Source organism: Providencia sp. Je.9.19, from assembly GCF_051129765.1.
Taxonomy (GTDB): domain Bacteria; phylum Pseudomonadota; class Gammaproteobacteria; order Enterobacterales; family Enterobacteriaceae; genus Providencia.
This window is the reverse complement of the sequence record NZ_JBCPSS010000001.1, coordinates 669454-683652: the sequence shown is the minus strand read 5'-3', so window position 1 is coordinate 683652 and position 14199 is coordinate 669454. Positions and strand designations below refer to the sequence as shown.

5 protein-coding genes are annotated in these 14199 nt (G+C 32.4%); 1 reads left to right on the top strand and 4 read right to left on the bottom strand.

Translation table 11 applies throughout. From position 1 onward, the window contains the following. Nucleotides 1–134: 134 nt before the first annotated feature. Both AAZR93_RS03250 and AAZR93_RS03245 read right to left on the bottom strand, forming a co-directional pair. On the bottom strand, nt 135–797 hold the full coding sequence (locus AAZR93_RS03250; protein WP_434718964.1) for a CerR family C-terminal domain-containing protein: 663 nt from the start codon (nt 795–797) through the stop codon (nt 135–137). A 22-nt stretch (nt 798–819) separates the two neighbouring features. Next, entirely contained in the window at nt 820–2085 is a 1266-nt protein-coding gene (locus AAZR93_RS03245; RefSeq protein ID WP_434718963.1) for a M24 family metallopeptidase, read from the bottom strand. Between the two features lie 327 nt (nt 2086–2412). Between AAZR93_RS03245 and AAZR93_RS03240 the strand changes: the two genes are divergently transcribed. Beyond that, nucleotides 2413–3570 carry an iron-containing alcohol dehydrogenase gene (locus AAZR93_RS03240; RefSeq protein WP_434718962.1) on the top strand — a complete coding sequence of 386 codons (1158 nt, stop codon included), beginning with the start codon at nt 2413–2415 and terminating at the stop codon, nt 3568–3570. 84 nt (nt 3571–3654) lie between these two features. Here the strand turns inward: AAZR93_RS03240 and AAZR93_RS03235 are convergent, their stop codons facing one another. Both AAZR93_RS03235 and AAZR93_RS03230 read right to left on the bottom strand, forming a co-directional pair. Beyond that, nucleotides 3655–12579, bottom strand: a complete 8925-nt coding sequence (locus tag AAZR93_RS03235; protein WP_434718961.1) for a C80 family cysteine peptidase — start codon at nt 12577–12579, stop codon at nt 3655–3657. Between the two features lie 200 nt (nt 12580–12779). Then, on the bottom strand, nt 12780–14174 hold the full coding sequence (locus AAZR93_RS03230) for an MFS transporter (RefSeq protein WP_434718960.1): 1395 nt from the start codon (nt 14172–14174) through the stop codon (nt 12780–12782). Between the last annotated feature and the right edge of the window lie 25 nt (nt 14175–14199).

Here is a 14199-nt window from a genome sequence, read left to right as displayed (position 1 = left end):
GTATAGTTAGAATCTTTATCGAAAACCTATACAAGTTACCCAAATATATTAACGTAAAAAGCCTATAACAAAGATGATTTAAGCTAAAAACAATGCGATTAATCACCACATGATACAAAAAAAAATAATATTTTCTATTGAGTTATGATGGCTCTACACGCGAGTATATTTATTTGTTCCGAAATTTGTTCAATCAACGAAAGGTCTAATTCTCTTTTTTCTAATCTTTTTAGTACAGATTTTCGAGCAATGACAAAACCTAATATCTGTCCTATCAAGGCATGAGCAATAATAATTGCAGTTTGTTTATCGTGATGAGTAATAAACTGAACAAGATCTGACAATCTTACATGGAACGGGGCAATAAATTCATTAAAAATAATTTCTGCATTTTCAGTAGGCTCAAGTTGCTCTCTAAGAATCAATACTGAGTAATATTCACGCTCAGGTGCAAGTAATGCACGGCTTAGCCCATTCATTAATAACTTAATTAACATTTCTGCCTTTTGAGCGTCACATTGTGATTGTGTACGTATCTGTGTAAATTGCGAATCAAAAATTTCAACGTTACTCTCCCTAGCCAGTTCAGTCGCAATTTTACGGATAACAGCTGTATAGACGCCCAATTTTCCACCCATATGATAAGGAATTGCCGATTGGTTTACACCCGCATTTTCAGCAAGTTGGCGTGTTCTTACGCCATTAATACCATGAAGAGCAAATAATTTGATCCCTTCATTTATCAGTTTTTCTTTAGTCAACTCAGATGAAAGTATATTTTTATTTATTTCAGTCATATACAGCCGTTATCCTATTTAATTACACATCTGCACGCATTAGATGAGTTGAATTATTATTAAGTTCAATACCTTTGTCTTTTCCGACTATCACAGTACCGCCTAGATTACACAAATGGTAATCAAAAGCACAATTAGGTTCAAATGCAAATGTCATCCCAGCTTTTAATACTAATTCGCGCCCAGGATTAGGAAGACGACTCACATGACCATATTTTTGTGCTAGTGGCAGCACTTCAATTCCGGGAGCGGTCCCAAAACCAATAGGACCATATGGATTAATACTATGGATAAGTGGATGTACATGCCACCCTTTTGCCTGTAAAAGCGGTTTCTCCATTTTATCAACCAATTCGCCGAATGTGATCCCTTCTTTTAAATTTTCCACGCCAATTTCATAGCATTCTCTAGATACTTGTGCAGCTCGCTCAATTTCTGGATGGATTTTTCCTACAGCAACTGCGGCTTGATGCTGTGTCTCATACATGCCATACAATGCAAATATTTCAGTCAGAACAATATCGCCCAATTGTATTTCACGAGGTTTTTGTGATCGATATTGCCAAGCGGGCTGCCCCCAACCAATATATTCAGGTCCTGACCCCATTAATATTTCAGCAGTAAATCCCCCCATTGACAGGCAAGTTGCGGTCACTGCTGCTGCTATATCAGCTTCTGTATTTCCAGGTATTGCAGTGATCCTCATGGCCTCGCTCATTGCTTCACCAATCATAGCGGCATGCTTAATATGTAAGATTTCTTCTTCACTTTTAATCGATGCGAGTTGGAAAAAAGATTTATAAACTGGAATGAAATTTACATTAGGGAGTTTTTCTTTAATGCCTGAAAGTGTATTGAACGGCATAGCTCCATCGAAATAAAATGGTGGGTAAGGCTCTAACCCAATAACACCAATATTTGCATGAGCAGATACACCTAAATCAATTAGAATTTGACCAATATTTCGCCCTGTTTTACCAACCATTATTTGCTCTGGAGATATCCACTGCATATCCCCTCTTATTGAAGCTTGCATATGATCAGCGACCATCATAGGCGCAAATGTAACAACAATGGGGTCTTTTTCTTGATGAAACAACACAACTGAACCTAATCTGTCGTTAGTAAAATAGTGGTCAATACAAAATGGAGCAGGTGCTGCTGATTCTCTATCTCCATAAATCATCAAAGTTTCGAGATTATTTTCTCGCATGATTTGCCTTGCTAACGCCCATCGTCTATCACGTTCACTTAATGTAAATGCCGCAGGAATCGATATATTTTTCATGGTTACCTCTACGTGTTTATTGAATTTAATTCATTTGAATGAATTAAATCTAGGCGCAAAAAAAAAGAATGTCAAATATATTCATAGAATTTTACTTCATAAATTTACCCCGATTATTTTTTAAAATAACAAAAATTAAGAAGTAATTCATATTAATCAGTAAGATACTTTTCTTTTAATCCCTCAAAAAATTCAATATAAAACTCTATAGTATATAGAATCAATTATTTCCCTTATAATTATTCAATAATCTATTATCACTTCAATGCCTGTTATTAAACGGTGTAACTGAATTCTTCAATTTCCACATTAAACGAAGGTCTGCATATGAATAATTTTGAGTTTTACAACCCAACACGTATCGTTTTTGGTGAAGGTAAAGTCGCAGAATTGAATCGATTGGTGCCTAAAAATGCCAAAGTTCTTATTTTATTTGGTGGTGAAAGCGCAAGAAAAACAGGTACATTAGATGAGGTTGAGCATGCCCTTGGTAATAGAGAATTTGGGCTATTTGGCGGTATTGAAGCTAACCCCCGCTATGAAACCCTGATAAAGGCTGTCGATAAAATTGAACAGGAAGGATTTGATTTTTTACTGGCCGTAGGTGGAGGTTCGGTTATTGATGGCACTAAATTTGTTGCGGCAGCAGTTAATTACCCAGGTGATAAATGGGAAGTTGTTACCAGTGGCGGCACAACAATTAAAACAGCACTTCCTTTTGGTACGGTATTAACTCTACCCGCTACCGGTTCTGAAATGAATAAAGGTTCAGTGATCACTCGTACAGAATTACAGTCAAAATTAGCATTTATGAGTGATAAAGTTTTCCCTCAATTTTCAATTTTAGACCCAGTCAAAACTTATACATTACCACCAAGCCAAATAAGCAATGGTGTAGTCGATGCTTTTGTTCACATCGTAGAACAATATTTAACCTATCCAGTAAATGCTAATGTGCAAGATGTTTTTGCTGAAGGCTTACTCAAGACATTAATTGAAATTGGTCCCAAAGCATTAGAAATGCCAAAAGATTATGATATTCGAGCAAATTTGATGTGGACAGCAACATTAGCGCTCAATGGTTTAATTGGTGCTGGTGTACCTCAAGATTGGTCAACACATATGCTAGGCCATGAAATTACCGTACTTTATGGTTTAGACCATGCTCAAACATTAGCGATTGTATTGCCTTCGATGTTGATTGAAAAATTGCCGCAAAAACAAGCTAAACTTGCTCAATATGCTGAACAAGTTTGGGGAATATCACAAGGCACTGAAAAAGAAAAAGCTCTCAAAGCTATTGAGTTAACGCGTGAGTTCTTCGAAAAAATGCAGGTTGGAACCCGCTTTATTGACTATAATTTAACGCAAAATGTTATTGAACCATTGGTAAAAAGCTTAGAAATACACAACATGGTCACCTTAGGTGAACATCAGGATATTACACCAGAAGTTAGCCGCCGAGTTTATATGGCTGCATTATAGTTAAACGTAAATAAGGGCCAACATCAGACTGTAATTAATTTGGCCCTTTATTTTAAATTAAAATTTAACTATCCCCACCTAACACTAACTGACTTTTTGCATAAAATTTTCAACATAATTTATAGGGTCCCAAGATATTTTCGTTTCCCCCACCTCAACGCTACTATATTCATCCTGCATACGTATTGATGCTAAAGAATTAACTAAATAATCTAATTGTTGTTCTACAGAATTGTCATTGATATCAGTTAATATTTTATGGTGAACGACTGTCGGTGCTTGCATGTTTGGATATTGATAAATTTTCACTCTATTGCCATTTTCTGACTCATAGGTATACGTCGTACTATTTTCGATATTATTAGGAGCCTCTCGATAACAGGATGGTTTAAAATTAATAAGGTGAATCGTATTTTGCCCACCAAAATTACGAATATATGCACCACCTTTTTTATCACCATTAATAATAAAAATATTTTTCCCTCCCTCATCATTTAGCATTCCATCAGTGCCATTGGAAATCAATATGTCGTTCCCTTTCCCGCCGTATAGATTGTTTTCCCCCCGGTCACTGTAAAGAACATTATTGCCATCTTTTACTGAAATACTTCCTTCTTGAGCTTGTGCCATCAATACACGGCCATGACCACTTTTATCCCACAACCTTTGGGTTTTCCCTGTATTTTTTAATACTAATTGTCTGAACGGTGAATGCTCATTAACATAAACTTTTTCCGAGCTTTGATCTATAGGCGTAAAATCACTACCAACAAGCGTATTTTTAAATTCATCCATTGGCCGCCAAATAATCAATGGATCTAATTGTTCTCTTTTCTGTTTTTGTATACTTAAATGTTTTACTAACTGATCCATATTAGACTGCGCTGAGATGGGAATATGGCTAGGTAATGATTGATAGTGATTAATACTCATTTGAATGCTATCAGTTTGTTTAGAATACTTTATTCTAACTTTACGCGGTGATGATATCGCACTATATACACGGAAACTCACCCCATCCTCAATAATTTCTTGATATTGAGTTGAAAAATGACATAAATGTACATGATTATTGCCGATTTCATCGACAATTGTCGTCATCCCATCACCACGGCTACCATCGATAAGGTAATTGTCATCACCTTCCCCACCTACCAATACATCATTACCAATATCTGATAACATGAGATCACTTTGAATCCCACCATAAACGAAATTATTACCTCCACCACCATAAAGTACATTGTAACCTTGAGTTACCTTAATAATGTCATTCCCTTCACCACCATCGACAATAACGCCATCACTATTATTTACTTCAATAACATCATGGCCATTAAGCCCAGCAATAATAGAATTTGGTATTTTAAAGCCAGTAGGAATACGAAGGTAGTCGTCATTATCAGTAGCTGAAGAAACATTTAGTGCAGATACAATGCTGTGACCACCTTTATTTAGTTCTAGTTGAAATAGATTACTGTTACTATCTTGAATAACAACACTTTTTGACATTGATTCATCATAATTAATAAAATTAAGCGTCAACTTTTTATCACCGAAACGGTTCTTTAGATATAAAGATTGCCGGTCAGATTGCAGTTCAAAGCCATTCTCAAAGGGTAATGCAATAATAACACGATCATTTTCGGTATAATTACCCTGTACATTAGAAAAGTCGAATGTAAGATTTCCTTGCACAAACTGCTCGGGGCTAATTTGATAAAGATCACTGCCTTTACTCACCATGATTTGACTATTTCTGTCTACCATTAATAATTGGTCATTCGTGTTACTACCTTCATAATCTAACTTATTGATCAAACCAATAAAGTTGAATTTCCCCCAATGGGGAGCACTGTATAATCGCTCATCCCCAATAGAGATTATATTTTCAGGCATATTAATTCGTGTCGATTTACCTGTCTTCTTATGTAAGGAATCACTGTCTTGGTGATATGTGACTTCATAAATTTGTTTGTTATCTATAAACTTACCTTTTTCAATATCTTTTAATTGGCTATTTAAGATAAACCCATCTAGTGTACGTAGTCTATATTGATGATTAACTTTTAATGTTCCATTCACCTCACGATAAACATTTCCCAATGTTAAATTAGCTTGTAAATTATACTTTACAACTTCGCTATTTTTCACAGTATATTGAGAATAAATAGTGACAACTAAGTTATTGCCAGAAAATTGAATATCTTTAATTTCGTCAAGAGAATAGCCTAAATTAACCTCACTAAAACCGATATCATTTTCTGAAATATTCGCAGTTAAATAAATAAAATCTGTTGGACCTTTAGTCTCATTAATATAAGTACTCCAATCAAATCGGCGCATGTAATAATTGTCATTTCCATCACCACCATTAATAATACCAGACTCAAATATCAACTGGTCATTACCTCGCCCACCATTGATAAAGGCGTTACTCGAACCGGCATCAATCACATTATCTGAATCATTTCCTGTAATAAAAAATTTAGTTGAGCGCGAGTTACTTAGCATGACATTATGAATATCACTTAAATAGAGCTCTTTAGAAGCACCATAGTTCAATACTAACTTTGATTTTTCTTTATTTAAATCAATCTCTATAAGACTGTTTATTGAGATATTTGTTATATTTAGGGTATCGTTTCCGCCATTGCCATCAAAATATAACTTCTCTACTCCGAATTTTAACTGATTATCGATTAATGAAATATTGAAAATATCATTTTTAGCGCCACCTACAAAAAACTTATTACCAGAAACGTAGCTAAAATGGTTGCTCGAATTATTCTTTCCTATGATGATGTCATTGCCGCCACCAGCGTTAAAACTTATATCTTTAGACCTCGGTTTTTCCTCATACTTATAGCCAATATTTATCATACCTTCATAAATAATTTCTGGCTTTTCACTTAATATTCTCTTACTAATTTCTTCACTTTCATTTATGTATTCGTCGCCCATATCATTGATATCAACTTCCCCAGTAATGTCAGGGTGATATCTATTTGAATGACTATTTCTTAGTCTAAAAAAACGTACTTCACTTGTTGGTAAGTCAGTAAGTTGTGAAACTAAATTTTTATTTTTTTGTGAACGATACATATCATCAAGTAAGAACTCTCGAGAAAAAACAGAGAGTGTTTGGTTCTCATAACTAGGATTTAAAATTAAAACTTCATTCATACTCTCACTTCCAACTTGTTTAAACGATAGAGGTGCGACTTTTTTAATTAACTTAAATTTAAAATTAAAATGAAATAAAAAATTATAATTTCCTGTAACTGTACGCCATCGATTTGCTTTTTCATCATAATTTAAGTTTGTGCTAATAAAATCAATTTGTTTTTGAGTATAAACTGGGCCTTTATCATCCATATCAATATGAGAAAAAATATTTGATTTTATTTTTTTGGTAAATTTGGTATCAGTAATAACCCGCCCACTATCCTTTGAGTAAATATAATATTTATGCTCAACCTCTAGAATTGGATTTTCAACAAACTGTAAATGTTCTTGAAAACCAGAAAATAATTGAGATGCTTTAAATGCATCTAAGTCTTGTTGCCAATTTCTGTTTTTAAAGTAAGTAATATGCTGTTTATAACTAAAAAGATTTAAAATATTATTAGATGGAGATATTCCGAAGGCGCCTCTTAGACCTTCCTCTAATCTATCATGCCAAACTAATTCCTCACCCAACTCTTCTTCAATTCTTTCAACATTTCGCACACCATTGTAGATTAACCCACCAACCAGTAATGTTGCACCAATGACTAAGCCTATAACAGGAATAACAGATGAACTGAGAATGATTCCTACTATTGTCAATCCAGCAACCGCGATATTTGCAATTGATAATGAGCCTGCCACAATTAAATCTTGCCGTATTTTAGGATCAGTTATTTTATCTAACTGTTTAAAAGTTTCATAAGCTTGATAAACATCTAACCCCATCCCTATAAGATTAAAAATAATAGTTAATCGGGCAGCTAATTGATTTGCCGCATGAAAAGAACCGGCTTTACCATAGGCTATTTTAAGTAAGATTGGTTGTAAAACCATATCGCCGTAATTAAAGAAAGCATTAGAACATGCCATATACAGATTTTTTTGAGCTTCTAAGCGCTCATATTCACTTAAATTAGGGTCATGGAGCATATCTATTAATTGATAAATACTATTTATCGTCATTAATATACCAGCAGCCCCCATTCCTTGTCCAAAACGATTAGCGATACGAGAATAAACCGGTAATTTAGTCCCGGCTTTATTTAACGATTTAACTATCTCTGGCACTGCATTATCTTCAATAATATTACTATGTTGAATTAGTTTGAGTTGCTTCTTCAATACAGCACGTTCTTGAAATGTCGCTCCTTTAGCAATTAAAGTTTGAATTTCATTATCTGAGATAATATTTTTCAACACTAAAATAAGATTAATATCGTCTTGATTGTCTCCCAAAATAGTAAGTCTACTAGCTAATTGGTTTGCGTCGAACTGAATGTTATTTTTCCAGTCAACTTGCTTTATATGTTCACCATTTAGTGGCACCCCATCGATGGTTGCTCCTAATTTACTTAATTGCTCAACCGTAATTATTGTATTTCCAAAGCTAATCTTCATGCTTGAAGACAGTAATAATCGTTCATTTATATGATTAATATACTGTAATTCATTTTGTCTTATTTGTTTAAATTCACGATAAATAGGACTATCAGTATCTATTTGTTGAACGGTCGCCCTACAATCGCTTACACTATCATGCTGAAAACCCACTTTTTGAGCAATTGAAATTTTAGAACCATCTGGTTGCTTAATCGTCTGCATTATATGCTTTTGAAAAATAGATGAAAACTGTGATCGTGCATCATTAAAGTGATGACTCGAAACTTTAAATTCCATTCCTGTACTATCGAGTAAACTTAAGTAATATTTCCCATCGTTCGAATAGCTTATTATGGTATAAATAGCTGATTCATTCTTTAAATACGTAATTTGATTATTCTTTAAATTTTGTAAAACATCAGCTATATATTGATCTTTATAAGTTATTCCCATTGTATCTAGGACAGATAGTTTTCGCTGATAAAAATCATTATAACTTACTAATAACTCATGCTCTTCAGGTGATAATCGATTATATACATACTTATTTTTTAAATCATTTATTGTCATTATAAATTTTTGAAAACTCAGTTCATTACCATCGAGATTATCTGATTGATGAAGTAGACTATAAATGTGATGAATTGATTTATGATCAACTGAAAAAATAGTGGTCGCACTAATATCTGTGTGCGATACGATATTTTCGGTAACTATTGATAATTGAATTAAATTGTTCTGTTGGTAATTATTGATATCGGCAATTTTCTGTAACGCTTGCTTTAGTGAATCCCCTTTAAATATAACTTTACTTTCATTATAACTCACCAAAAAGCGATCAATTTGCTCATTATATAAATTTAGACTTTGTGGATCGTTAACTAGAGAGAGGACATCTCCTCGATGAAAACCATACTCAGCAGGAAATAATGAATACAATCGTTTTTCTGAAATCTGGCTTAGATATATTATTTTCTCAGGTTGTAAGCTTAAAAAATCCAAAACATATTTAGTTTCTATTGCCTGTTGTTTTAATGTGATATCTTGATCATCAAGAAATAAATCATTCCACTTATCAATAGAATTAGATGGACTCGCCATATTAAGAAAATCTTGTACCTTTCTATTTACAATAGGGTCATAAACTGCAATGTTTATTTTATTAATATCTAAATCACCATTTTCCTTACAAAAATATTGAGTTAAATAAGGATGCTCAGATAAAGTTAAATCTGAAAGCACTAATTTCCCTATTGCTACTTCCTCAAGAAAAAGACTAATATTATTTTTGGTTTCTATTGCCTCCCTAGATTCAATTGATGCAACATCAAGCCTTATTCTTTTAGGTGGTAATAATGGTTTATCACTCACTATTAATTCATTATCTATACCTTTATTTAATCTGACATCTGAATCTAAACCATTTAACTTTAAAAATTTAGATAACTCAGAATGAAATTCGGTTTTCATTAGTAATGTTAGTTTTTCTTTTTTATCTGTTAAATGTAATTCAATTTTTCCTGGATCATTAAGTTTATAGCGTTGTTTTAATTTTATTAGCCCACTTGCTAAATTTTGTTTAAAATTCAAGTCTTCAGTAATATTGTCAATTAAAACCCAGTTTTGATTAGAATATTTAGATAGCTTTTCTACATCTCCATACTCTACCATCATTCTTTGAGAATTAGGATTTAATTGAATAATTAGTGTGTTATTTGGGTTAGTTGATGCTAACTTCTCTACTTGTAACTTACCAAAATCGCCATAACCAGACCGGATAATTACCATAAGATTATTGCTATCAATATCACTGTCAATACTACTATGAGCTACTTTATTTTCAATTTTTGAACTATCAACCATTAACCATAATGGAGCCTCTTTTATATCACAACTATCTAAGGTTTTTGTAAAGCGTTGGTAGAAAGTGCCATCACCTAGTTTATCGCTAAATTTAACTTCATCAATAAATAACTTATAAGCATCATGATTAAATGCAACTTTCCTTATTAATTCAATATCTATTTTATTATTGTTTGGATTTTTGAAGATCTGCATGAAATCAGACTCACTTTCATTCAGTAACTGCCAAAGAAATAATTCTCCTTTGTGTAATTGTTCAATAAAATAGACAACAGCAGGTTTATCATTAATGAATACTTTTTGAGTTAATTTATCAACAACAAAAAGTAGGCGATGATCTTTCGTTTCTAAATAATGCCCCTCTCGTCCAATAGGCCAGAAAACTTTTTTTCCAGAAATGGTATTTCCAACTAATCGGTTATAGGCAACTAAAGGCACGTTAAAATCATTTTTCGATAATTCAATACTCGTTTTTAATGCGAAATTTTGATTAACGCCCCCACGAGCTAAATTACAACCAATTAATACGACTTTATCTGGTTGGTATTGTGTTAATACACTATTTTTTAAATAAATCATTCCTTCAGAGAATTGTTTTGAGGTACTACCTTCATACAAAGTTTCTTTCTGTGTATATGTATACTGACCATGACCCGTTACAATCCAACGAATTTTCCCTGATATTTTAGCATCCAAGTCACCCTGTAAAACTTTCCATTGTTGGCTTGCAACATCAAATTGTATAACTGTAGTTTTATTTGGGTGTTTCGACATTGCATTAGCGGTTATTTTGCCAATAGTATCATCATAGCCAATTTGAATAACAACATTATGATCAAATTCTGAGGCGTTAACCAGTCTAGTATTCTCTTTTGGGAATGCACTTAATTCTTTTTGTGAATCAAAAGGATTTGTCCAGTTATCGATATAATTCGTTAAAGGTGTTTGCTCCCCAACTGCAGGTTTGGGATGTGGCTCTTTAATATAACTCTGGTAGACATCATTAAAGCCAATATCTAGCCTATCAAATGGATTACCTAATGATTTATCTATTATTCGAGTTTCAGTAGAAAGTTTACTTAGGTCGACATTATTATCTATATTAAATAATTGGTAGCTATCCTCACTTATAAAAATGTCATTTTCTAATTTACTTAGCAATGAAAGATTATTTTTTAATTTCACATAAAGGTCAGCCCCATCAATACAATTTGTGTGTATCTTTATAAATTTACCATCAAAATCCAAATTTAAACTCATTATCTGATTTTGAGGATCATAGCTTTCATAACTGAGCTTATATTTTTTATTTACATCCAAAAAAATGGATACCGCTCTTTCGCTTAGTAACCTATTTTTAGTTCGTGTTATATCTTCCGTAGATGAATCAGTTAAATAACCACCCTTTGCAACATTTTTATCAATTGTAAATTCTGTAATGTTAACTTCATAGTCACCATTATCTAAAACAGAAAATTCATAGTTTTTACTGTTAGTTTTAACCTTTTCTTTGAGATAATTGAAAAAATCATCTTGATCATGAAACTTCATCAGTCCAGTATTTGGATCAAAAAATGAATATGCCCAACTATTCGATACTGGTTCGTATTTTACTGTGATAGCCATCGCATGAGCTTCACTATTAAATTGATAAAAAACAGTTTTTTTATTTTTTTTTGATAGTTTCATTTCGGACATGAATTTTTCTAGTGAAATAGAATAGTTTTTATTATTTAAATCCGAACTATAGCCTTCATTGTAAATAATACCATGGTTTTTATCCATATCATTTTCACGCGATGATATATCATTCATTATTTTTAGCATTATAGCTTCTATAAAAATAGCAGCATCATCATCTGAAAATTGGTAATTTAATGCTGGCAACCTATCCGAAAAATATTCTTTTAATGTAATGAATTGGGGTTCTAACTCTATCATTTTTCCTTCTGGTGTATTAAAAAAATGCTTACTCTCAAAGAGAGCACTATAATAACGCTCTACTAAATCAATTTGCTTTTTGCTAATATCATCATAAAGACGATCAAACCTATATTTACTATTTTTTTTATTATAATTAATTGTTTCTATAATGTATTCATTAAATTTCCCTCCGGGTGTTATTTTTGGATATTTGTTTTCCGAATAAAACATAGATATACTAACTAACTTATCAATACTCTGCTGGTCACTTACAATATCTTTTATCAACTTATGTAACGATTCTCTCGCATGATACTTTTGAGCATCTATCTCGATTTCAGTGATCTTATTTGAAGAATTATTTTTAGAATTTATTATATCTATATATGTATTTAGCTTATTTAAATATTCTCCCCCTTGACCACTGGCAGAATATCGAAGGAATGATTTAACAAAACCATAGCAATAACCTTCATTTGAAATCCCTCTCCTTTCTCCCTCCTTAGCTAATATTTCTTTTATATCTTTATTAAACATATTTCTTTGAATGTATGTAATAATATCTCGCTGTTGAAAATTAATTTTATTTTGTTTTAAATTCACCTTGTGCATATAAAAGTCCTTTTTATTTCAAATAACTAATGGTTCATATTTAGAATAGAAATAACATATAATTATTTAAATTAAAACAAAACAATAAAGATTGAGACTTATTATCATTGGAAGTAAATAAAATCATTAATAATATAAATTGTACGAATTATTAGCTCTATGAGTAGCTAATATAAGTATATCTAAAGCTAATTGATTTTTTATTTTAATCTTATCAATAACCAAAGAAGCCCCGCAGCACACAATGCCATAATGACATTAAATAAAAGACTAAAACTTACAGCATTACTAAGTTGCTCAAATGTCATTTTGCTTACTGTATGTTGTAGTTTATATTGTAAAATAACTAAAGCTGCCGTTGCGCCAATAGCCGCACCAATTTGTTGTAACGTTGCCGTAAAACCAGAAGCCATACCTGCAGACTCCACCTGAACGGTTGATAGCACTAAATTTAGCATTGGAGTCATAATCATCCCTTGCGTGAATCCGATAAAAAATAAAATCAATATCAATTCATTGAAATGAATTAAAGATGATGTAACATTTATATTCATCATCAAAATGATATAACTAATACCATATAATACAGCCCCACATAATAAAACTTTATCGCCATATCGGTTTACCCAACTTGGGGTTATGAAAGAGGAAATCACAAAACCAATACTGGCAGAAACAAACATTAAACCTGACTGTAATGGCGTCAGCCCTAACCCATTTTGTAATAGTATTGATAGCAACAATGGGAACGCTGACGAGGTAGCATAAACACACATAACGATGAACAGACCAATCACAAATGGACGATTATTCAATATTCTTATGCTCAATAAAGGCACTTTCCTTTTTTGTTCTAATTTAATTTCATAATAAACAAATAATGCTATCAACAATAATCCTATAATTAATATGGAAGAACTACTTAAAGTCCATCCCCAAATAGGTAGCATTAAAAAAGGTAATAGTGTTACACCAATCCCACTGCTAGATAAAATAACACCTACCCAATCTAAATTGACCTTAATTTTATCTCCTTCAGATAAGTAATGAGATAAAGCGATAGCTAAAGTACCAATTGGAATATTAATTAAAAAAATAGTTCTCCAACTTAGCCCAAACAAATTTAAAGTTATTAACCATCCACCGAAAGCTTGTCCTGCAATCGCGGCAAGCCCTAACATCATACCTAAATAACCAAAAGCCTTTTTGGCTTGCTGCTGATCAAAATTAATGCGGATACTTGAATAAACCTGTGGAAATAAAATAGCAGATGATAACCCTTGAATAAATCGTGCTATCACTAATAGCATTGCCGTAGGTGCTAAAGCACAAAGTACCGATGAGAGAATAAAAAATAGCATACCGGCTTGATACAATGTTTTTTTACCAAAAATATCGCCTAATCTTCCCCCTGTGATTAGTAATAAGCCAAAAGCTAATTCATATCCTACAATAATTAATGTCAATTCAGTAAGACTAGCATTTAAAGATTTTTCTATGCTCACAATAGCAACATTAACGACAAATAAATCAAAAATTGTCACGAAACCTGCAAGCAGCAATACAAACAAGGCAATTCCTTGATGTTTATTCATATAATTCTCATTTAGACAGCCCAAT